The 21,304-nt window shown below is 70.5% G+C and carries 17 protein-coding genes; 6 read left to right on the top strand and 11 right to left on the bottom strand.

Features of this window, described 5'->3' with window-relative positions; genetic code table 11:
* Window positions 1-81: 81 nt before the first annotated feature.
* Window positions 82-1,101 (top strand): NADPH:quinone reductase, encoded by a 1,020-nt coding sequence (locus G401_RS0122180; RefSeq protein ID WP_027344223.1) that lies wholly within the window; start codon window positions 82-84, stop codon window positions 1,099-1,101.
* Window positions 1,102-1,267: 166 nt separating this feature from the next.
* On the opposite strand, the gene G401_RS47540 is transcribed toward G401_RS0122180, so the two are convergent.
* Window positions 1,268-1,558 carry a hypothetical protein gene (locus G401_RS47540; protein WP_051366986.1) on the bottom strand — a complete coding sequence of 97 codons (291 nt, stop codon included), beginning with the start codon at window positions 1,556-1,558 and terminating at the stop codon, window positions 1,268-1,270.
* 52 nt (window positions 1,559-1,610) lie between these two features.
* On the opposite strand from G401_RS47540, the gene G401_RS0122190 reads away from it, so the two are divergent.
* Window positions 1,611-2,198, top strand: coding sequence for an HD domain-containing protein (locus G401_RS0122190; RefSeq protein WP_027344224.1), 588 nt, complete (start codon window positions 1,611-1,613; stop codon window positions 2,196-2,198).
* Window positions 2,199-3,114: 916 nt separating this feature from the next.
* Here G401_RS0122190 and G401_RS0122195 read toward each other — a convergent pair.
* The 3 genes from G401_RS0122195 to G401_RS0122205 all read right to left on the bottom strand — a co-directional run bounded on the left by G401_RS0122195 (window position 3,115) and on the right by G401_RS0122205 (window position 7,858).
* Window positions 3,115-5,043, bottom strand: coding sequence for a vWA domain-containing protein (locus G401_RS0122195; protein ID WP_027344225.1), 1,929 nt, complete (start codon window positions 5,041-5,043; stop codon window positions 3,115-3,117).
* Window positions 5,040-6,446 (bottom strand): sigma 54-interacting transcriptional regulator, encoded by a 1,407-nt coding sequence (locus tag G401_RS0122200; RefSeq protein WP_027344226.1) that lies wholly within the window; start codon window positions 6,444-6,446, stop codon window positions 5,040-5,042. Before G401_RS0122200 ends, G401_RS0122195 begins: the two co-directional genes overlap by 4 nt.
* Before the next feature lie 239 nt (window positions 6,447-6,685).
* Window positions 6,686-7,858, bottom strand: a complete 1,173-nt coding sequence (locus tag G401_RS0122205; RefSeq protein ID WP_027344227.1) for a hypothetical protein — start codon at window positions 7,856-7,858, stop codon at window positions 6,686-6,688.
* A gap of 228 nt (window positions 7,859-8,086) precedes the next feature.
* Here G401_RS0122205 and G401_RS0122210 point away from each other — a divergent pair, with 228 nt between their 5' ends.
* On the top strand, window positions 8,087-9,091 hold the full coding sequence (locus G401_RS0122210; protein ID WP_157546114.1) for a zinc ribbon domain-containing protein: 1,005 nt from the start codon (window positions 8,087-8,089) through the stop codon (window positions 9,089-9,091).
* Window positions 9,092-9,104: 13 nt separating this feature from the next.
* Here G401_RS0122210 and G401_RS0122215 read toward each other — a convergent pair whose 3' ends face one another.
* From G401_RS0122215 to G401_RS0122230, 4 genes are all read right to left on the bottom strand, one after another.
* The gene (locus G401_RS0122215) at window positions 9,105-9,449 is read right to left on the bottom strand and encodes a hypothetical protein (protein ID WP_027344229.1); all 345 of its coding nucleotides are present in this window, start codon (window positions 9,447-9,449) and stop codon (window positions 9,105-9,107) included.
* Between the two features lie 61 nt (window positions 9,450-9,510).
* Window positions 9,511-11,259 carry a hypothetical protein gene (locus G401_RS0122220; RefSeq protein ID WP_027344230.1) on the bottom strand — a complete coding sequence of 583 codons (1,749 nt, stop codon included), beginning with the start codon at window positions 11,257-11,259 and terminating at the stop codon, window positions 9,511-9,513.
* 299 nt (window positions 11,260-11,558) lie between these two features.
* Window positions 11,559-15,227: a glycoside hydrolase family 48 protein gene (locus tag G401_RS0122225; protein WP_169734236.1), complete on the bottom strand. Its 3,669-nt coding sequence runs from the start codon at window positions 15,225-15,227 to the stop codon at window positions 11,559-11,561.
* Window positions 15,228-15,589: 362 nt separating this feature from the next.
* Window positions 15,590-16,450: an aldo/keto reductase gene (locus G401_RS0122230; RefSeq protein WP_034592656.1), complete on the bottom strand. Its 861-nt coding sequence runs from the start codon at window positions 16,448-16,450 to the stop codon at window positions 15,590-15,592.
* A 352-nt stretch (window positions 16,451-16,802) separates the two neighbouring features.
* Between G401_RS0122230 and G401_RS0122235 the strand changes: the two genes are divergently transcribed.
* Both G401_RS0122235 and G401_RS0122240 read left to right on the top strand, forming a co-directional pair.
* Complete coding sequence (locus G401_RS0122235) at window positions 16,803-17,402, top strand: alpha/beta fold hydrolase (protein WP_027344233.1); 600 nt, start codon at window positions 16,803-16,805, stop codon at window positions 17,400-17,402.
* Between the two features lie 147 nt (window positions 17,403-17,549).
* Window positions 17,550-18,071 (top strand): FBP domain-containing protein, encoded by a 522-nt coding sequence (locus tag G401_RS0122240; RefSeq protein WP_027344234.1) that lies wholly within the window; start codon window positions 17,550-17,552, stop codon window positions 18,069-18,071.
* Here the strand turns inward: G401_RS0122240 and G401_RS0122245 are convergent.
* Window positions 18,068-18,859 carry a hypothetical protein gene (locus G401_RS0122245; RefSeq protein ID WP_027344235.1) on the bottom strand — a complete coding sequence of 264 codons (792 nt, stop codon included), beginning with the start codon at window positions 18,857-18,859 and terminating at the stop codon, window positions 18,068-18,070. The genes G401_RS0122240 and G401_RS0122245 overlap by 4 nt on opposite strands.
* A gap of 57 nt (window positions 18,860-18,916) precedes the next feature.
* Entirely contained in the window at window positions 18,917-19,765 is an 849-nt protein-coding gene (locus G401_RS0122250) for an NmrA/HSCARG family protein (RefSeq protein ID WP_027344236.1), read from the bottom strand.
* A gap of 52 nt (window positions 19,766-19,817) precedes the next feature.
* On the opposite strand from G401_RS0122250, the gene G401_RS53140 reads away from it, so the two are divergent.
* A complete protein-coding gene (locus G401_RS53140) occupies window positions 19,818-20,336 on the top strand; it encodes a MarR family winged helix-turn-helix transcriptional regulator (RefSeq protein WP_051366987.1) in 519 nt (172 codons plus the stop codon).
* A gap of 159 nt (window positions 20,337-20,495) precedes the next feature.
* Here G401_RS53140 and G401_RS0122260 read toward each other — a convergent pair whose 3' ends face one another.
* The gene (locus G401_RS0122260; protein WP_034592657.1) at window positions 20,496-21,266 is read right to left on the bottom strand and encodes an alpha/beta hydrolase family protein; all 771 of its coding nucleotides are present in this window, start codon (window positions 21,264-21,266) and stop codon (window positions 20,496-20,498) included.
* Window positions 21,267-21,304: the final 38 nt, after the last annotated feature.

The raw sequence follows: 21,304 nt of genomic DNA on the forward strand, positions 1-21,304 counted from the left end.
GATCTTGCGAAAAGTTCGACTCTCGTCGTACTGTACGACACAGCTCGAACAGTACGATACAGATCGAACATTGGACGGATCATGAAGGCGATCATCTACCGCGACAACGGCGGCCCCGATGTACTCCAGCTCGTCGAGCGGGACCGGCCGGAGCCCGGACCCGGCGAAGTCCGCGTCAGGGTTGCCGTGTCCGGGGTCAACCCGACCGACTGGCAGGCCCGCTCCGGCAGAGCCCACCGCAAGCTGTTCGCGGAGATCACCCCGCACCTCGACGGCGCCGGCGTGGTCGACGCCGTCGGTGACGGGGTCGACCCGGGTCGGATCGGTCAGCGTGTGTGGGTGTTCATGGCCGCCGCCGGGCGGCCCACCGGCACCGCCGCCGAGTTCACCGTCGTGCCCGCCGATCAGGCTGTACCACTCCCCGACGATGCCGGTTTCGACGTCGGCGCGTCGCTCGGCGTCCCCGCGCTCACCGCACACCGCGCACTCACCGTTGCCGAGGACGGGCCACGCCGCCTGTCCCCCGGCGTACTCGACGGCAAGGTGGTGCTCGCCGCCGGCGGGGCCGGCGCGGTCGGCCACGCGGTGATCCAGCTCGCCCGATGGGCCGGTGCCACCGTCATCGGCACGGTCAGCAGCCCGGAGAAGGCGAAGCTGGCCGCCGCAGCCGGTGCCCACCACACGATCAACTACCGCGAGGGCGACCCGGCCGCCGCCATCCGTGCGGTCGCCCCGGACGGTGTCGACATCATCGCCGAGGTGGCACTGGGCGCGAACCTGACCCTGGACCTGGCCGTGCTGCGTACGCGCGGCACGATCGCGACGTACGCCAACGAGGGCGGACAGGCGGTCGAGCTGAACGTCGGGCAGAACATGGTGCTGAACAGCCGCTTGCAGTTCCTGGTGCTCTACACGGCCGGCCCGCAGGCGCGCGCCGCAGCCGTCGAGGACGTCGCCGCCGCGGTCCGCGACGGTGCCCTGCCGGTCGGCGAGCAGCACGGCCTGCCACTACATCGATTCCCGCTGCACCGCACCGCCGACGCCCACCGAGCGGTGGAGACCGGCGTGGTCGGCAAGGTCCTGGTGGACATCACATCCTGAAGCTGGTGCAGGCGATGACCAAGGAGCCGACGATCGCCGAAGCGTCGCTCCGTCACCTCGTCGTGCGACTCGGCGTCCGCGCCGGAGAAGCACGGCCGAGGCACGGCGCATGACCCACGGGGGACGGTGCAGCGCCCTCCCTCGACCGGTGCCGGCGAGACGTTCGTCAGAGCGGCTTGAACCGATCCTCAACCATCCATTCTGGACCGAGTTCGACCCGCAGCCGCTCCAGCAGCGCCCTGGCGTCCGCGTTGAACCGCGCACACTCCGCCCGGCTCCACGGACCGGGGTCGGGCGGATAGTCCCAGTTCAGCGATGTGTCGAAGCGGGCAACGAGAGTATCGACGGCCCGCCGCAGATCTTCGCTCACCGGTAGGTCGCCGGTTTCCCACGGGCCGTCCTCGCCCCACAGCAGGCACCCCGAACCGGCGTCGAAGAAGAAGCGCGCCTCGATCACCTCGACAGTGTCTCTCCGAGGTCAACCGCGATACGCGGCTACCCTGGGGCGCGTGGCTCAAGATCTGCTCGACCGGGCGCTCACCGACGAGGTCCCCCTGCGGTCATTGCCGTCCGACGTCGCCGATCTGCTGCGTCGGGTGGGCGCCCCGCCGCGGCTGGCGGCCCACCTGCGGGCCGTGCACGATGTCGCCGGGCAGCTCACGGATGCGATCGCAGTGATGTACCCGGCGCTGCCGTTCGACCGGGACGAGGTGCTGTTCGGCGCGGCCACGCACGACGTCGGCAAGACGATCCACACCGCCGAACTGTCGGCGCCCGGCCACCAGCACGAGCAGGCGGGCTACCGGCTTCTGGTCGAGCAGGGCGTCAGCGGCTGGCTGGCGAGGTTCGCGGCCAGTCACAGTTCGTGGACGGCCCCCGACATCAGCACGGAGGAGTTGCTCGTCAGCCTCGCCGACAAGATCTGGAAGGCCCAGCGGGTGCCGGACCTCGAAGACCGGATCAGCCAGCACATCCGGGCGTACTCCGACGAGCTGCCCTGGGAGGTCTTCATGAAGCTCGACGACCTCCTCACCCGGATCGCCCAGGACGCGGACGCGAGGCTCGCCTTCCAGAACCGCCACCCTGTCAATGCCTGATCCCCTAAAGTCAAGATCGTTTTGTCCCGGGTTCGTCGATCTCACCTCCGCTCCTCCCGCGGGAGACCGTTCCGCCCCTATCGCTGCGCTCCGGGGACTCCACTGCCAGCACAGTGGGGCGACGCATCGTTCACCGTCATTCGGTCACGGTTTCGCCCTTCACCCCCAGCCTTTGTCGCGACTGTCCGGTATGCGCACGGGTGCATCGGCGACGAGGTGATCGTTTGCGGCTGGGGTGTGAATATCGCCGCCCAGTGCATGATCGTTTACGGTTCCCGGGCGCGTTGACCGGCTCCGGCTGCACCTGACGCGTCATCGATCATGCAGATCGGGCGGGATTTACACCCCAGCCGCGAACGATCACCTCGTCAGCGACCTCGCTCCCACCAGACGGAAGAGCGTTCCCGCATCACGGACTCCGGCCGCAGACCGGACGGCTCGGGCGTGATCCACAGCGATACTGATGCCAAACAAGCCCCACGCCCATGATCCAAAACGGTTCGGATGCAGGAAACCGGCCCCAGTGACATCTCGGCCGCGATGGATCAAGGGAGCGGCCCCGAAATTACATCCCCATCGCAAACGATCATCGGCAGCCCGACCCGGCGCCGCCATACCGGCCAGGCGGTCGACGATCTTGCGCGAATGTCCGGGCGCTTAGGGCATACCGGACGAAATTCGGGGCATTCGCGCAAGATCGCCGGAGGCGGGCCGTACCCCCGCCCACAAGTCGGACAGTCGCGACAAAGGTCGGGGGGCGAAGGGCGAAACCGTGACCGAACGACGGTGAACGATGCGTCGCCCCACTCAGGTGGCAGTGGAGGCGCCCCGCGCCGGAACGGTCTCCCGCGCGAGGAGCGGAGGTGAGATCGACGAACCCGGGAAATAAAGATCTAAAAAGATCTTGAAGTGAGGACTACCTCCCCCGCCGTGCCCGGATGTAGTCGGAGATGACGTACCGCCCGAGATCCTCCGCCGATGGAGTGAACACTCGTCCCCCGCTGCGCCGGGCGATCGCGTCGACGAAGCGCCGCAGCCCCGGATCCTCCCCCAGCATGAAGAGGTTGAGCGACGCCCCGTACCGGGTCAGGTGGTCGACCTCGACGACGGTGGCCTCGATCGTCTCGCGTACCGGCGGCCAGGAGAAGTACGGGCCGTCGGGCGTGTTGTGCGAGGTCGGCTCGCCGTCGGTGACCACCAGGACGACCGGTTCCCCGTCGGAGTGCTTGCGCAGGTGGCGGCCGGCGAGCTGGAGGGCGTGCTGGAGGTTGGTGCCCTTGTCCCAGTCGGGTTCGGCGCCCGCGAGTTCGACGTCGGTCATGGTGGCGGCGCTGCGGCCGAAGCCGATGATCTGCAGTGCGTCCTGCGGGTAGCGGGTGGCGATGAGGTGGGCGAGGGCGAGCGCGGTCTGCTTCATCGGGCCCCACCGGTCTTCGAGGACCATCGAGACCGACAGGTCGACGCACAGGGCCACCGCCGCGGAGGTGCGTCGTTCGGTTTCGACGACCTCGAAGTCATCGACCTCCAGGCGTACGGGGGTGTGCGGGCCGTTGCGCAGGACCGCGCGCGAGACCGTGCGGACGACGTCGAGCGGCTGCGTGTCACCGAACTGCCACGGCCGCGAAGCGCCCGTGATCTCCCCCGCGGCCCCGGCCATCGCCAGGTCGTGCTGTCCCTGCCGGCCGCGGCCCAGGTCTGCGAAGATCGAGTTCAATGCCGTGCCGCCGAGCCTGCGCAAGGCCTTGGGGCTCAACGTCAGCCCTTCGCCGGTACGCGTCACCCAGCCCTGCCGCCGCAGTTCCCGTTCGAGTTCCTGGAGCCGGCGGACGTCTTCGGCGGCCTGATTCCCGAGCGTACGCTCGACGGCCTCGACGTCGACGTCGTCGAGTGTCGCACCTGGACGGTCCTGGCCGAGCTGGTCGAGGAGGGCGTCGAGGTCGCTGATCTCTTCGAGGGCGCCGGTCGCCTGCCCGTAGCCGAGTTCGGCGTTGCCCCGGGTCTGCACGGCGCCGCCCCAGGACAGGCCCGGTCGCAGGGCGCGCAGGTTGTCGCCGAGTTCGGCCATCTCCGAGCCGAGCGGCCCCTGGAAGGCCTGGTCCATGAGGTCGGCGAGTTCCTGGCGCTGGCGTTCGGACAGCGAGCGCATCAGCCGCTCGCCGGCCGCGAACCGGCGGCCGAGGACGTCGATGAGTTCGTCGACGTTCTGCGGGTTCTCCGGGAAGTAGTCGCCGTGCTTGTTCATGAAGTCGGCGAACCGGTCGGTGACGTCCTCGTTGCGGGCGTGCCGGGCCAGCAGGTCGTTGAGGTCGTGCATCATGCCGGCCATCGCCTCGCGGGCGGCCGGGTCCGACGCGGCTTCCTTCATCCCCCGGAACCGCTGTTCCATCACGTCCTGGCGCAGGCCGTCGAGGATCTGGTTGTACAGGGCGGCTGCCTCGGGGCTCTCCCACCGGTAGCCTTCGAGCTCGCGTACGGCTTGGGCGGTGGAGCGGGGCAGGTTGTCCAGCATCGACCGGGCGAAGTCCGCGTCCATGTCCGTACGCGGCGCCAGCGCGTCCCGTTCCGTCGCGACGGCCTGGTCGAGCAGGTGCTGCGCGCGGGTCACGGCACCGCCGAGGTTGCCCCGGCGCAGGGCTTCGCGGCGGGCCCGCATCGCCCGGGCGGTCAGCTCGTCGAGGCCCCGCCGGCCGTCCGGGCCCCGGCGGAGCAGATCGTTGAGCGCGTCGCGTACGCCGCGGCCGGCCAGCACGTCCCGGCCGACCTGGTCGACGGCGGCCCGGACGTCGTAGGGGGCGGCCAGCGGATCGGGGCCGCCGTCCCAGGCGCCGTAACGGTTGCGGCTCACTCCCGGCTCCCGTAGAGGGTGCGGCCCTCGTCGGTGGTGGCCTTCGACATGCGGCGGGTCAGATGCAGCCCTTCGAGCACGAACTCGACCCCGGAGGCGGCCTCGCCCGGCGTGGGCGCGTCGCCGATGCCGAGCCGGTCGAGCACCTTGGCCAGGCCGGGGACGGTGCCGATCTGGCGCAGCACGTCGGCGGCCGGGACCAGTTCGCCGGTCTCGATGATGTCGCCTTCGGCGACCCGGTCCACGAAACCGGACAGGTCCAGGCCCGCCAGGCGGGCGCGGAAGGTCTCGGCGGTCGCGACCCGCAGCAGGTGGCCGAGGATCTCGATCTCGCGGCCCTCCTCGCCGCTCTCGAACTCGACCTTGCCGCGCAGGGTGCTGGTCACGGACACGGTGTCCCCGATCCGCGCGACCGGGTCGGCCTCGTTGAGCAGGCCGGACCGGCGCAGCGCGGCGGCGGCGACCGTCTCGGCGGCGGCGATGGCGAACCGGGCCGAGACGCCGCTGCGCGAGTCGACCGACGGGGACTCGCGTACGCCGCGGGCGAACCGGGCCAGCACCTCGATCAGGTGTCCGGGCAGGGCGGCGACGAGGTCGGCCTCCTGCTGGATCAGGTCCATCTCGAGTTCGAGGTCCAGCGGGTAGTGGGTGCGGATCTCGGCGCCGAAGCGGTCCTTGAGCGGGGTGATGATCCGGCCCCGGTTGGTGTAGTCCTCCGGGTTGGCGCTGGCCACCAGCAGGATGTCCAGCGGCAGCCGCAGCCGGTAGCCGCGTACCTGGATGTCGCGCTCCTCCAGCACGTTGAGCAGGCTGACCTGGATCCGCTCGGCCAGGTCGGGCAGCTCGTTGACGGCGAAGACCCCGCGGTTGGCCCGCGGCACGAGTCCGAAGTGGATGGTCTCCGGGTCGCCGAGCGTACGCCCCTGGGCGACCTTGATCGGGTCCACGTCGCCGATGAGGTCGCCGACGCTCGTGTCCGGGGTGGCGAGCTTCTCGGCGTACCGCTCGTCGCGGTGCAGCCACGAGATGGGCTGCAGGTCGCCGGCCTCGGCGGCCGCGCGGCGGGCGGCGGGCGTGATGGGGTGCAGCGGGTGCTCGTTGAGCTCGGAGCCGGGCAGGACCGGGGTCCACTCGTCGAGCAGGCCGACCAGGGTGCGGATCAGGCGGGTCTTGCCCTGGCCGCGCTCGCCCAGCAGCACCATGTCGTGGCCGGCCAGGATGGCCCGCTCGACCTCGGGCAGCACGGTGTCGTCGTAGCCGACCACACCGGGGAATCGGGGCTCGCCCGTACGCATCCGGGCCAGCAGGTTCTCGCGCAGCTCTACCTTGACCGGCCGGTACCGGTGCCCGGCCGCCCGCAGTTCGCCGACCGTCGCGGGTCGGCCTTCCGGCGTGATCGTCACCCTCGCACGCTAACTCGGTTCAGCGGCCTGCGGCACCTCTGATGAGCAGTTGTGTGAGCAGTTGTGCTGAGAGCGTCAATCGTTCATCCCCTGAGAATTCGCTCGACACCGCCCCAAGATCCCGCTTGGATCAGGAAAACCACCCGGATCATGGGCCATGATCACGTGGCGATCCCTGATCCGAGCGGGATCTTGAGGGCTCGATCTTGACGGCTCGATCTTGACGGCCGGACCGCGGGTCAGCCGCAGATGGACTCGCGGTTGAGCGTCGCCGTGGTCCAGCCGGTGATGTGCCCCTCGCCCACCTGCGGCGCGCCGGCCTGGCCCGGGTCGTACGCGACGAACCGCACCAGCCCGATGTTCTTGCCGTAGTAGTAGTCCTCCCAGTGCACCCACGTGCCGCCCTGGTTGACCTGCGACTGGAGCTGGATGACGTTGGAGATCGTGAACGACGTCCCCGGACTGGTCCACGACGCGTTGAACCCGATCACCACGATGCGCGTACCGGCCACGCCGGAGTGCGCCGTGTCGGCCGCACATGTCGTCTTCGACAGGTACGCCCGCACGTACGGCGACCGGCTGAACGTCGTGCCGACCGCCACCGAGCGCTGGATCCAGTCGTCGCCGAGCGCCGTGTTGGCCGTGTTGTACAGCGCGTACCAGGTGCCGCCCCCGGAGGAGGTGTCACGGTAGCGGCGGATCCGGTCGGCCGTGTAGGCGATCTCCTCCCACTGGGAGTTCTTCACCTGGTAGTAGCGCCCCAGCGAGGAGTTGTACTGGATCTGCATGGTCTCGCCGCTGGAGAAGCTGTAGACCGGGCCGTTCTGCCCGTCGGTCCGCGTGAGGTAGGTCGCCAGGTCGTACGGCGACGTCTCACCGCCGCCCCCGCCGCCGGACACCGAGATGTCGTCGAACGCGATCCAGCCCCACGCCTGCGGCGACAGGTTCAGCGCCGCGAACGCCACGTGCGTCGTCGCCCCGGCGGGCACCGTGAAGCTGCAGCTGTAGAGGGTCCAGGCCGTCGTGTTGGTCGCCGTGGTCTGGCACCAGCGCTGATCGAACAGGCCGTTGTCCACCTGCAGGAACGCCGACTGTACGCCGCCCGAGGTCCGGATCCGGCCGGACAGCGTGAACGTCCCGGCCGGCAGCGTGATGTTCTGCCACGTCACGATGTACGACGTCAGCCCCGATCCGTAACCGGTGTTGTCCGGATGGGCGTACCCCTCGGGGTAGCCGTTGGGGGCGCCGGCGCAGCAGGACTCGGCGCCGCCGTTGGTCGGCGCGTTCCAGCCGGAGATCCCGGCGCTGAAGGTGCCGTTGGTGACGTACTCGACGGCATGGGCGGCCGTCGGTCCTATCAAGACGGTTGCGGCGAGGGCCACCGCCGTGACCAGGGCGAGACGAAGACGCATGGAGGATCCTTCCGTTCGGGGCCAGAACATCCACGAAGGTAGATCGCACAGCCCTCGGCGGCGGGCTTTCTTGCGTACGCGCGGCGGCCGCGCAAGAACGACGCCGGGTTCGAGTGCCGACCACCCCAACGGGGGACGATGATCCGGCCGTCGGGTACCGCCGGACGGCAGCGGAATCCCGCCGTTCGCGATCCTGACTACACTCAGGACGGTCCATAGCATCGACTCATGCAGTGTCGCCAGTGTCATCTGCGCAATCGCGCCGACGCGCGTACGTGTACGCGGTGTGGTGCGCCCCTGGACACCGCGGACCTCGACGGCGCCACGACGAGCCGCCCGGCCGCCCCACCCACAGCCGCCCCGCCCACGGCCGTGCCGCCCACCGCAACGCCGCCGATCGCAGTGCCCTCGGCCCCTACGCCTTCGACCGCTGGGCCGACGAGTGCAGGGCCGACGACCGCCGACCGGTCGGCGGTGCCGGAGTCCGCCACCCCTGGGTCCACGGGCCCGCGCGAGACGGCGATCGGCGAATACGTCATGGGAGCCGGCGCCGCTACCACCTCGGCTCAGGCGCCGCCCCGGGCCGACGCGACCGCGCGGATCGTGGTCGCCTTGGGCATCGTGGCCGTGCTGGTGCTGGCCGGCGGGGCGTACCTGGTGTGGCTGCGGCCCACGTCGAGCACGAGCGCGCAGCCGCCGGCGTCCTCGGCGTCCCCGTCACCGGGCGACGTCTCCCCGGCGCCGGCCGAGAGCACGGCCGAGCCGTCGCCGTCGCCGGATCTCGACAGCCAGCGGCAGGCGGCCCGCTCCCTCGACGCCGTCGTGGTGCGCAGCAGCCAGTCCCGGGCCAAGCTGCACCAGGCGCTGGGGTTCATCGACGCCTGCCGCGTACCGAGCGCTCAGGGGCTGTTCAACCAGGTGGTCCTCGAACGCCAGGGCGAGCTGTCCACACTCGACACCCTTGTCCTCGACAGCCTGCCCGAAGGCGAGGCTCTGCGCCGCCAGCTCGCCGAGGCGATCGGCCAGGCGCTCAACGCCGACCGCGCGTACCAGCGCTGGGCCGTCTACCTCGCCGGGCACGGCTGCCGCGCGGGACACAACGGCGACTGGACGCAGGCGCAGGCGTACGACGACCAGGCCGGGACCGCCAAGGTCGCGTTCGCGACGGCCTGGAACGCGATGGCCGCCCGGGTCGGTGGCGGGCTGCTGCCGCACTCCCGGGAAGACTTCTGAGGCAGCGGGCCGCTCAGGGGGCCAGGTGGCGGACGACCAGGACCGCCGCCTGGGAGATGAGGGCCGCGACCTGCGTACCGTCGGCGAGCCGCCCGAGGTAGGTGAAGGCGCGCTCCAGCTTGCCCTTGTCCCGCGGCTGCTCGGCCAGCAGGAGGGCGATCGCCTGCAATGCCTGCCGGGCCTGCTCGCGGTTGTCCGCCGCGAACTCGTCGAGCCGGCCCTCGATCTCGGCCAGCAGCGCGGCGGAGTCGGTCGCCTGCACGTTGGTCTGGTGGAACTCCGAGTCCTTCGCGTTGAACACGGGCTGGCTGCTGTGGAACGTCATGTCGCCGTGGAAGTTGAAGGTCGAGTCGTCCATCGGGACTCCTCGCGCGAAGATTCGGACGTTCGGTGGGTCGGGCCGCCCGGTTCTGGTGGGCTCAGTTCTGGTGGAACGTCGACGTTCCGCCGAAGGCCTGCTGGCCGCCGTGGAACGTCAGGTCGCCGTGGAAGTTCTGGATGTGGTTGACCCGCTGCGCGAACTCGGCGATGTCGTAGCCGCCGTCCTGCAGGAAGCGGAGAATCGACTCGCTCACCGCCCGCTCGATCAGCTTGACGTACTTCGCCGTGTCCAGCAGCTGCAGGTACTTCACGATGACGGGGTCGGCGGCGGCCGCGCGTACGCTCAGCCGGGCGCCGTAGTCGTGGACGCGCGACAGTTCGGTGTCGCGGCCCGACGCGGCCATCCGCAGCCCGGTACGCGCCATCCGGGCCAGGCCGGTCAGGATCCGCCAGCCGCTCGCGGCCGAGTCGGCGGGCATGGCGCGCAGCGCTTCGCGTACGGCCAGCCAGCCCGCGACGCGGGGGCGCATCGTGTCGACCAGTTCGAACCGCTCCCGCACCGGCGGCAGGACCCGCGACAGGAACTCCGTGTACAGCATGCCGCCCTCGACCGCGACGTGCACGAACACCGAGATGTCCACCCCGGCCACCCGCGGCGGGAGGACCTCGGTCCCCGCCCCGGTACGCACGGGGTTGCCCGGCCCCGAGACGACGATGCGCTCGTAGTACCGCAGGCCGCCCTGCGGACAGCGGCGGATCGCGTCGATCAGCTCGTCGGCCGCGTACGCGTACGGCATGCGCCGGTCCGGCGACAGCAGCGGATCGTCGACGTCCATCCGCCCGTCGGCGACGAGATGCGGCAGGAACTCCAGGTTGGCGATGCGGGCGCCCTCGGGCAGGCCGGCGTCGCGCATGCCTTCGACCGCCGAGCGGATGCCGCCGTAGAGGCCGTCGGTGAGCTCGCCCAGCGGCAGCACCGGGCCGCCGCCGTCCTCGGCCGGGCGCAGCCGCAGCGCGAAGCTCCAGTCGTCGGAACCGTCGCTGACCGACATCCCGCAGCCCAGGAACGGGTCGCGCTCGTGGACGACGATGTTGCCGTACTGGGCCGCGGCGATCTTCGCCAGCCGCCGGCGTACCCGGTCGCTGTGCGTCTCCGGCCGGAATCCGGGCCGGTCGGCGGCCAGTTCCGTGGCGAGGATCGCGTTCACCCGCAACCGGTAGGCCAGCAGGACACCGAACGTCAGGACCGCGAGCGCCAGCGGGATCAGAAGGGCGGCCAACGAACCCAGGTCAGGTGGCGCCTGATCGGCGCCCGAGCCGCCGGCCGAAGCGGACGTTCCGCTCACCCCGCCCGTCCCGCTCGTGCCCATCGCGCTCTGCACCTTCTGCAGGACGCCGAACAACGCGAACAGCAGCGAGCCGGCGATGCAGCACACCGCCGCCCCGACCGCGCCGAGCACGCCGAGGACCACCCATCGACGCGTACGCGGAGACAGCGCCCGCATCAGCGGCGTACGCCAGCCGGCCACCACGAAGCCGATGGCCAGCCAGCCGACGGTGAAGACCGGGGTGAACCGCAGGCCGACCAGCACGAGGACGGCGAGCGCGAAGGAGGTGGCCAACCGCAGCCGGCGGGCCCGCAGGGCGTGCCGGACGACCGGCTCGACGTCGAAGCCGAACGAGGGGGCGACCGCACGGCGCTCGTCCTCGACGAGTTCGCGGATGACCGTCTCGCCGAACCCGGGCTCCAGGTACGCGCCCGCGCACAGCTGCCGCGTGGTGGTCTGGAACCGGTCGAGCGCGCGGTAGACCGGGAAACCCAGCAGCCGCAGATCCGGTGACGTCATCGGGCCTCGTTTCGCCGGTGGCGGGACACACTCCCTGACGCCACCGTGGACCGTCGCCCGGCCACCCGGCCAGACCCTTGCGGGACAGCAAAAGTCGGCCGGGTGGCCGATGCCGGGCCGGAGCGGGCCGATCGTCCAGGTCGGACGGTGCGGCCCCGGCGGCCCGGCCGGTACGCGTCGCCGGGCGGGGTACGCCACCCGCCCGGAATCAGCCTCCCGGCCGGAGGAGACGGGGTCGCCTGATCCGGCCGGGTGACCGGGGCGGGCCGGCGCGTACGCCCGCCCGCCCCGTTGCCGCGTCAGCCGTTCGGGAACAGGCTGCCGTAGTCGGCGGCGGCCATCGCGATGTCCGCCTGCGCCCAGAACCGGTGGTAGGTGAACGTCGGGGCGGGGCCGGTGCCGGCCATGTACGCCGCGACGGGTCCCCACGCCGGGTCCTGCGCGTAGAACGGGCGGATGCTCATGAACGTGGAGCTGGAGTTGATCTGAGCACCGCTGGGCATCGTGCCGCTGAACCCGGACGGGATGTACAGACCGGTCTGCGAGGTGGAGTTCCACTGGTCGTCGAACCGGTTGTAGTCCGTACGCGTCTCAGGCACCGCGACACCCTTCGTGTCGGCGTGCGTGTAGATGCCGTCGACCAGGCACTTCGCCATCGCCTTCGCGGTGGTGCTGCCCGACTTCTGCGCGTACCAGGCCAGCGTCCGCGCGTACGCGGCGGCGACACCGACATCGTTCGTCGTGTTGCTGACCGCCACGTGCAGGCCGGTGTTGGCCGCCGGGCCCGACGTGCTGCCGGAGTAGCTGGCCGCCGGGGCGCCCGACCACGTCATGTCCGACGGGAAGGAGTACGCCGACGACGTGCAGGTGGTCTGGCCGATCGCCCAGGGCACCCACTTGTCGAGGATCTGCTTGGCCTTCGCGTCGTTGCTGACGTTGTAGTACTCCGCGACGCGCTCCAGCGACCACGCCTGGAACCCGAACCACTGGTTCGACGGCGGGTCGTGGAACACCGGCTGGTAGTCGTACGCCCAGCCGTAGAAGGTCGGCGTGCCGGCCGGCGGCGCCGAGTAGTTGCCGTTCCAGCTGTTGGTCGCGCCGCCGGCGATACCGCCCTCGGCCGACTGCAGCCAGAGGTAGGAGTCGAGCTGCCGGCCGAGGCTGGTCTGCCAGTCCGCCGAGCCGGTCGACGACTGCGGCCGCAGGGCCGACGGGCCCGACGGCGACAGCGCCCACGCGGCCAGCGGGTTCTGGTAACCCTGGTGCCACGACGACGAGCCGATCCGCCACGCCCACGAGCCCTGCATGTCGCCACCCCAGGCGTAGTACCAGGTCAGCATGTAGGAGCTGCTGCTCTTGCCGCTGCCGGGGGTGCACGACGGGCTGGTGCAGCCCGGGTTCTTGAAGTACTTGTCGTACATCGCGTAGCGCAGGTAGTCGCCGAGCTTGCCGGCCTTGGTCACCGTCGAGGCGATCTGCGACTGGTTGCCCTGCGCGGTGGCCCACGTCAGCGCCCAGTACGCGGCCTGCACTGCCCGCGCGTCGGCGTCCGGCGCATCGGTGTAGCGCCACTGCCCGGTGGTGGAACCGGCGACGAACAGCGACGGGTAGTTGGCGAACCGGCCCGTGTCACAGGACGGGTGCGCCACCGTCTCCCACACCGACTCCTGCGGGCCGCGCTGGTAGGTGTTGATGTAGGTCGACTTCTGCCCGACCGCCTGGCCGCACTCCGCCGACGTACGCCCGCTGGCGTACCCGTAGGTGTTGTCGACGTCCAGCAGCCAGTGCATGCCGTAGACCAGCTTGTTGCCGTAGGTGCTCTGCAGCTCGGCCGAGAGCGGGTCGGCACCGGGGGTCACTCCGGAGTCCAAAGCGGACGGGTAGCCGCTGGGCTGGTCGTGCTCCGGCGCGTACGTGGCGGGCTTGCTGGCGTCGTAGGAGCTGGAGCCGCCCGGCTGGCCGGCCGACGTGGGGATGATGTAGGTCTCCATCGTCGTCCACGCGTTGTTGAACGGCGTCCAGTTGCCCGAGACCCGGCCGTACTGCGCCTCCAGCCACAGCCAGAAGCTGAACGCCTCCGACGTGGTCTCGTGGCCCCAGTCCGGCGCCTCGACGAGCAGCGTCTCCACCGAGTGGTACGGGACGCCCTCGGACGAGAAGTAGCCGTTCGCCGGGTTCTTGATCTTGTTGTACTGGGTCATGAACTGCGTGATGTACGCGTTCTGCGGCGCGTCGTCGTCCGCCTCCGTCGCCGTCACGCTCACCGACGTCAGACCGGTCGAGGAGACCGTGATGGTACGCGTACCGTTGGCCGTGTCCGCGTCTTGCGCCGCGGCGAGGGTGACGTTCTGGTTGGTGCTCCAGTTGCTGGACGTGAACGTCAGCGTCGCTCCACTGGAGACGGTGATGTCGGTGTCACCGGTACCCGCGACGGAGCCGACGGTGACCGTGCCGCTGGGCTGCGCGGCGAGGTGCACGGCGTAGACGGCGGTGGAGCCCTCGGGGACAGTGACCGCGGTGGGCGTGACCACCAGCGCCTGGGTGCTGGTGTCGTTGTCGGCCTCGGTGGCGGTCACGGTGACCGACGTGAGTCCGGACGAGGCGACGGTGATCGGGCGCGTCCCGTTGGTGCTGTCGGTGTCCTCCGCCGCGGCCAGCGTGACCGTCTGGTTGACGTTCCAGTTGCTGGTGGTGAAGGTCAGGCTGCCGCCCGCGCTCACCGTCAGGTCCGTGTCTCCGGAGCCCGCGGTGTTCGTCACGGTCACGTTGCCGGTCGGCTGCGACTGCAGGTGGACCGTGTAGCTCGCCGTGCCGCCTTCGGGAACGCTGACGGCCGTCGACGAGACGACCAGCGCCTGCGCGGTGTCGTTGTCGGCCTCCGTCGCGGTGACGGTCACCGACGTCAGGCCGGACGAGGCCACAGTGAACGTACGCGTCCCGTTGGTGGTGTCGGTGTCCTCGGCCGCGCGCAGCGTCACGTTCTGGTTCGTGTTCCAGTTGCTGGACGTGAACGTCAGGCTGCCGCCCGCGCTCACCGTCAGATCCGTGTCACCGGAGCCCGCCGTGCTCGTCACGGTCACGTTCGCCGACGGCTGCGTGGCGAGGTGGACCGCGTACGTGGCGGTGCCGCCCTCGGGCACGCTCACCGCCGTCGGCGACACGACCAGCGCCTGCGCGGTGCTGTCGTTGTCCGCCTCGGTCGCCGTCACGTTCACGGTGGTCAGCCCGGAGGCCGCGACCGCGATCGTACGCGTGCCGTTGGTGGTGTCGGTGTCCTCCGCCGCGGCGACTGTGACGTTCTGGGCCGTGCTCCAGTTGCTCGACGTGAACGTCAGGCTGCCGCCCGCGCTCACCGTCAGGTCCGTGTCACCGGAGCCCGCCGTGCTGGTCACCGTCACGTTGCCCGACGGCGCGCTGGACAGCTTGACGGCGTAGGTCGTCATGCCACCCTCGGGTACGCTCACCGCCGTCGGCGTGACGACCAGCTGCGGCGTGGTGGTCCCGCCGTTGCAGGCGACGCCGTTGACCGTGAACGCGGTCGGGTCGGTGTTGGTGCCGCTGTAGCTGCCGTTGAACCCGATGCCGGTCGACGCCCCGGTGCCGAGACTGCCGTTCCACGACAGGCTCGTCACGCTCACCTGCTTGCTGCCCGACGCCTGCGTCCAGTTGCCCGACCAGCCCTGGTCCACATGCTGGTTGCCCGGGAAGGCGAAGCCCAGCGTCCAGCTGGAGATCGCGTCGCCGGTGTTGGTGATCGTGATGTTGCCGCCGAACCCGCTGCCGTTGTCCCAGGCCTTGCTGTAGGCGACCTGGCAGGAGGCGGCGGCCTGGGCGGAGCTGGGCAGCCCCACCAGACCGGCGACGGCCAGACCGGCGGCCAGCAGACCGGCGACCCGTCGTCTGCGCCGGGAGGCGCCTGCGCGAGCGGCCAGAAGTGCGGCCGGATTCCATCGTTTGCCGAATAGCATGCTGCGTCTCCTCGCGATGCGTGAAGATCGCCGGCGCCCGGAGACAGGCGAGGATATGCGAATCGGGTCCACCATCACGATCGCGAGATCGTGCTGCCTGAGGCGACCACAGTTCGGCTCGGACCTGAGTGTTACATGGGAGCGCTCCCGCATTCAAGAGTCTCGTTGTATGCTCCCGCCCTCGCCGTGCGCCGCACTCCCAAGATCCCACCCGCCGCGTACGCCAAGATCCCGCTTGGCGTACGCCAAGATCCCGTTTGGATCAGGGAAATCACCCGAATCATGGGCCATGATTACGTGGCGATCCCTGATCCAAACGGGATCTTGGGAGCGGGAACCTGCCCGCGGAGCTTGGGTTCGGCTCAGGCGCGGGACAGGGCGGCGACGTCCTCGGCCGACAGCTCGACGGCCACCGCGCCGACGTTGCCTTCGAGGTGCCCGATCGAGCCGGTCCCCGGGATCGGCAGGATCGACGGCGAGCGGGCCAGCAGCCAGGCCAGCACGACCTGCCGCTCCGTCGCGCCGTGCTTCGCGGCGATCTCCGCCAGGACGGTATTGTCGGCGAGGTTCTGGATCGGCGCCCACGGCAGGAAGACCATGCTCTCCTGCTCGCACAGGTCCACCATGGACTCCGAACCGCGATCGTCGACATTGTACCGATTCTGGATCGACACGATCGGCGTGAGCGCCTGGGCCTGGCGTACCTGGGCCTCGGTCACGTTGGACAGGCCGATGTGGCGGATCTTGCCCTGCTCCTTCAGCCGGATCAGGGCACCCAGCGACTCCTCCAGCGGCACCTTCGGGTCCGGCCGGTGGAACTGGTACAGCTGGATCTGCTCCAGCTTCAACCGCTTCAGGCTGCCTTCGCACGCCTCGACCAGATGCTCCGGCCGGCCGTCGGGAACCCAGCGGTTGGGGCCGGGGCGTACCAGGCCGCCCTTCGTGGCGATCACAAGATCCTCGGGGTACGGGTGCAGCGCCTCGGCGAGCAGTTCCTCGCTCACGTCCGGCCCGTACGAGTCGGCCGTGTCAATGAAGTTGACGCCCAGCTCCACGACCCGGCGCAGCACGGCCTTGGCCTGCTCACGGTCCGGCGGGTCGCCCCAGATGCCGCTTCCGGTCACGCGCATGGCGCCGAAGCCGAGACGGTTGACGGTCAGGTCGCCGCCGAAGTCGATGGTGCCCGCCCGGCCGGCGTTCGTTTCCGTGGTCACGACCGCCATCGTAGATCGTCGCCGGGACGGCAGCAGGATATTGATCTTAATGAAGGTCTTCCCGGGAACTCCGGTCGCGACTACTCTCCGGACCAGTACCACCGTTTGGAAGCGCTCCCACCGCAGATGTCTCCCCTCCGGCCGGAGTACGGACCCAAGCCCGGACACCGCCCACCGGCCGTCGCTCACCAGCTCGGAAGGAGGTGGAGCCCGCACAGTCGCGCACGGCTCCGGCCGGACGACCCATCCGGCCAACGTGGGGACGGGGTCTGCCTGCCCTGTCCCCACGCCCCCACGGACGGACATCGACCAGGTTTTGTCTGCCACCGCAACCGGTCCCGTGCGGAGGTAGGCTGCCGGCGTGCAGAAACTGGAACCGCCGCGGGGCGCGCCCACCCGCTGGCCGGGCGATCCCGACCGGCTGGCCCTGGTGATCGCCGGCGGGGCGTACGCGCCGGCGCGACCGCTGCTGCACTTCTCCCGCAAGGTGTTGCAGACGCACGGCTGGACCGTGCAGGAGCTGTGGTGGCAGCCGCCGATGACGACCGACTTCCGGTCCAACCGGGGCTGGGTGGTCGATCAGATCACCGCCGCCCTGGCCGACGAGACCGCCGCGCAGATCCTGCTGTGCGGCAAGTCCCTGGCGTCACTCGCGGCGCCCATCGCGGCGGACCGGAGCCTGCCGGCGATCTGGCTGACCCCGATCCTCTCCGACCCCGCCAACGCCGCGGCGGTCGCCCGGTCCACCGCCCCGACGCTGCTGATCGGCGGCGACGCCGATCCACTGTGGAACGGCGGAGGCGACCGGACCGCCGGGCACGAGATCGTCGAACTGCCCGGCGAGGACCACTCGCTCGAAGTCGCCGACCCTCTTGCGGCTTTGGCGACGCTGCGCCAGGTGGTCACCGCCGTCGACGACTTCGTCGGCCGTCGCTGCCCGCCACGCGCCGCCAGATCCTGAGGCCACCCGACCCGAAACCCACCTTGATCATGGAAGCTGTGCAGCTGTGAGCGCCGACCCTCCCGTGCCGGTGTGCCCCGCCTGGACGGTCTCGTGCCGATCAATAATGCGGACGCCCTCCTGCGGAGATGTTGGTAGCGTCGGCGCGTGGAACCCTTCACCGAAGCCCAGATCCGGGCCGCCTTCATCAACTGCTCGCAGGGCGACGCCTCCCGGATCAAGCTCCCCGCCGACTTCGCCGCCACCCCGTGGAGTGATCTCGACTACTTCGGCTGGGTCGATCCGTCCGCTCCGCTGCGGGCCGCGATGGTGGTCGCGGACGAGGACGGGCTGCGGGCGATCATGCTGCGCAAGGCCGATCGTGTGTCCGGCCGTGGCGCGATGCGGGCCAGCCTCTGCCAGGCCTGCCTGACCAGTCACCCGGCCGGCGGGGTCAGCCTCTTCACCGCCGCGTACGCGGGGCCGTCGGGTCGCAACGGCAACTCGGTCGGCGAATTGTTCTGCTCGGACCTGGCCTGCTCGTTGTACCTGCGCGGGCTGCGCCGGCCCAGATCCGGCGGCGTACGCGTGGAGGAGACGCTGTCGCTCCAGGAGCGGGTCGACCGGGAGCTGCGCAAGATCCACGGCTTCGTACGCCGGGTCGCCGAGCCGAGCACCGCGGGACGTTAGAGGCCGGGCCGCCAACGGCAGACGATCACGGTGGCGTCGTCGCTCACCTTGGCCCGCTGCCAACGGACCCGGTCGGGGTCGCCGGCCTCGGCCCGCCGGGTCTCGTCGATGATGGCCTGCGGGCCGTCGGCGTACCCGGTCTGGAGGAACTGTTCCCAGCTCCAGAGACCGAAGTCGGTGACCAGGAGCGCCGCGCCGTCCGAGGCCAGGATCGCCCCCTGCGCGTCGTCGACCGTGCCGCGCAGCGCGTGATAGCCCGCTGCCGGGTCGAGTTGGGCCACCCAGTAGCCGCCGTCGACGTTGCGGAAGCTCTGCTGCCGCTGGATGAACGCTTTCAACTCTTCGGGCGTCGCGTTCGGCGGCCGGCCGATCGGGGCCGAGACCGCCTTCTCCGACTCGTCGATGAAGACCGTGGGCGTACCGCCGAGGTCCAGCACCAACGGGGAGTCGGCGAGGACGAGGTAGTCGGTGTGGCGGCCGCGGCGACGGATCATCGTCACCGTCGTGCACGGCGTACCGGGGTGCGCGAGATCGCAGGTGTCCTCGTGCAGGCGGCCGACGTCGGTGATCGCCGCCGCCAGGCAGTCGGCCAGGTCCTGCCCCGTGCCCGCGTACGCGAGGAGGCGCGCTCCCAGCTGGCCGACGTACCAGGCCGTGCCGTGGCGGCAGCCGGTCGCCGGCCCCTCGGTGAGCCCGTCGAGGACGACCGCGACGGTCGGCGTCGCGCCCGCCCAGTCGAGGTTGTCCCGATCCGGGGCGATCGGTTCGCTCGCCAGTTCGACACGCATCCGGCCAGCCTATGCGCCCCCGCTGTCACCGGGTACGCAGCTCACCAGGTACGCAGCTCACCAGGTACGCGTGGCCAGCCAGTCGGCGAACGTGTGCCAGCCGACCTCGGGGTACTCCCGGCGCAGGGCCGTGACGTCGACGTCGAGTCCCACGGTGTCGAAGTAGCGGAACATCTTGTAGAGGTCTTCGCCCCAGGCCCGGGACTGCTCGGCCGGGGTGGCCTGGAACGTCACCTCATGCCCGACCGCGGCGGTGAACGCCTCCGCCATCCGCAGCGGCGTCGTCTCCTCCCCCGCGATGTCGATGCGCTTGCCGGACAGGCGTTCCGGCTCGGTCAGCGCCAGGGCGGCCAGGCCGGCGATGTCGGCGGCGCAGATCAGCGCGATGGACCGGTCGGCGGCCAGCGGGAGGGCGAAGTCGCCGGCGGCGAGCATGCGGGCGGCGTACCCGGTGGTGAAGTTGTCCATGAATTTGGCCGGGCCGAGGATCGTCCAGTCGAGACCGCTGGCGACGAGGTGGCGCTCGACGGCGTACTTGCTGTCGAAGTGCGGTACGCCGGTCGCGCGGTCGGCGTGGGCGACCGAGCTGAAGACGATGTGCCCGACGCCGGCGCGGGCGGCCGCGTCGATGGTCGCGCTGCCGTGGCGGATCTCGGTCTCGACGTCGGTGCCGAAGGGCGTGGTCATCAGGAAGACGGAGTCGACCCCCTGGAACGCGGTCGTGAGCGAGGCCGGGTCGGCGAAGTCCGCGTACGCGATCTCGGCACCTCGGGCTTTCAGAGCCTGCGCGGCGGGGGCGTCGACGGAGCGGGTCAGGGCGCGGACGGGGTGGCCGCGGTCGAGCAGGAGGTGGGCGAGCGTGCCGCCCTGGGTGCCGGTGGCCCCGGTGATGGCGAATGTTTTCACGAGCAAAGTTTGCTCCTGAAAACGTTTCTCCGTCAAGTGTAAGCTTCGCCATATGGAGAACTGGCCGGAGATCGACGTACCCGACAGCCACCCTCAGGTGCTGAGTTCCTGGCTGCACATCCATCAGGCCGTCGAGACCGTCGAGAACGCGATGACCGGCCGGATGGAGCAGGGCGCCCAGACCTCGCTGATCGAGCACCAGGCGCTGTTCCGGCTGGCGATCGCGCCCGGGCGGCGGCTGTCCATGCTGCGCCTGGCGGACCTGCTGAACACCAGCCCGAGCGGCGTCACCCGGCTCGTCGACCGACTGGTACGCCGAGGCTGGGTGTCGCGGGAGGTCCCGCCGGAGAACCGGCGGCAGACCGACGCCGTCCTCACGCCGGACGGGCTGCACGCGTTGACGGCGACGACCCGGCCGGCGTACCACGCGGCGCTGGAGGAATGCTTCGGCTCGCTGCTCGACGAGGAGGACCTGGCGGACCTTCAGCGCATCGGGCGCAAACTCCTCGAAGGGCACCACCGGTTCGACGCGAAGAAGTTCGCCTCGACCCCGTTCACCCACGAGCAGTGATCCGGCTCCCGTCTCGATCCCCCGTCTTGATCCCGTTTGGATCAGGGAAATCACCCGAATCATGGGCCATGATTACGTGCGAAACCCTGATCCAAACGGGATCAAGGAGCGACCGTCACGGGATCAAGGAGCGACCGTCACGGGAGCGGCGGAACGGGCCTACGAAGCCAGGTGGCGGGCGAGGAAGCGGGCGGCGCTGTCCGACTCGAAGCGGGGCAGTTCCTTGTGCCGCCCCGTGTTCGCGTGCAGCGTCTTCTCCGTCGAGCCGAACGCGTCGAACAGCGCCAGCCCCGCCTCGCGCGGGATGTGCTCGTCGTCCCACTGCATCGCGTACTCGATGGGGATCGTGATCCGCTTCGCCGTCTCGGCGAGGGCGTCCGGCCAGTGCAGGCCGAAGACCGCGGCGGTGATGCGGGGATCGTCGGCCACGAACGGCACGCCGATCGCGGTGGCCATGTTCAGCCCGTAGAAGCCGACCGGGCCGCCGACCCCGATCTCGGGAAGCTCCTGGAGAGCGTCCAATGTGGCCCGCCATTCGGGGACGGCCCGCCGGGCGATCTCGGCGTTGTAGCGGACGACGACCGGGCCCTCGGGCTCGCCGGCGTCACGGGCGGCGAACAGGGCGGCGACCTCCTGCTCGTCGTACGCCGTGCGCGGCCGGTCGCCGTGGCCGGGTGCGTCCACCACGGCGACGTGGAAGCCGCACTGGCTCACGAGGAGGTTCGCGCGGCCGGTCATGGCCGGCCACCGCTTGTGCGTACCGCCGCCGTGTCCCATGAAGACCAGGGGCGCGCGGCCGGTGTCATCGGCGGGCGACCACAGCACACCGGGAATGCCGGAGACGAGAAAATCGCGCTCGCGTACGCCGTTGGAGGACGTGTCGGTGAGGAAGCGCAACGTGTTCGAGGAAGCGTTCAGGGCAGCGTTCATGGCAGTGCCTTTCGGGAGCCTGCGGCGCTCCCGGCGAC

This window comes from Hamadaea tsunoensis DSM 44101, from assembly GCF_000428945.1.
GTDB lineage: Bacteria > Actinomycetota > Actinomycetes > Mycobacteriales > Micromonosporaceae > Hamadaea > Hamadaea tsunoensis.

What these genes read in the sequence shown, in the direction of transcription:
- G401_RS0122205 (WP_027344227.1), bottom strand. Translation starts at nt 7,858, where the DNA reads ATGCGTCTTCGTCTCGCCCTGGTCACGGCGGTGGCCCTCGCCGCAACC.
- G401_RS0122260 (WP_034592657.1), bottom strand. Translation starts at nt 21,266, where the DNA reads ATGAACGCTGCCCTGAACGCTTCCTCGAACACGTTGCGCTTCCTCACC.
- G401_RS0122245 (WP_027344235.1), bottom strand. Translation starts at nt 18,859, where the DNA reads ATGCGTGTCGAACTGGCGAGCGAACCGATCGCCCCGGATCGGGACAAC.
- G401_RS0122230 (WP_034592656.1), bottom strand. Translation starts at nt 16,450, where the DNA reads ATGGCGGTCGTGACCACGGAAACGAACGCCGGCCGGGCGGGCACCATC.
- G401_RS0122180 (WP_027344223.1), top strand. Translation starts at nt 82, where the DNA reads ATGAAGGCGATCATCTACCGCGACAACGGCGGCCCCGATGTACTCCAG.
- G401_RS0122215 (WP_027344229.1), bottom strand. Translation starts at nt 9,449, where the DNA reads ATGGACGACTCGACCTTCAACTTCCACGGCGACATGACGTTCCACAGC.
- G401_RS0122210 (WP_157546114.1), top strand. Translation starts at nt 8,087, where the DNA reads ATGCAGTGTCGCCAGTGTCATCTGCGCAATCGCGCCGACGCGCGTACG.
- G401_RS0122220 (WP_027344230.1), bottom strand. Translation starts at nt 11,259, where the DNA reads ATGACGTCACCGGATCTGCGGCTGCTGGGTTTCCCGGTCTACCGCGCG.
- G401_RS53140 (WP_051366987.1), top strand. Translation starts at nt 19,818, where the DNA reads ATGGAGAACTGGCCGGAGATCGACGTACCCGACAGCCACCCTCAGGTG.
- G401_RS0122225 (WP_169734236.1), bottom strand. Translation starts at nt 15,227, where the DNA reads ATGCTATTCGGCAAACGATGGAATCCGGCCGCACTTCTGGCCGCTCGC.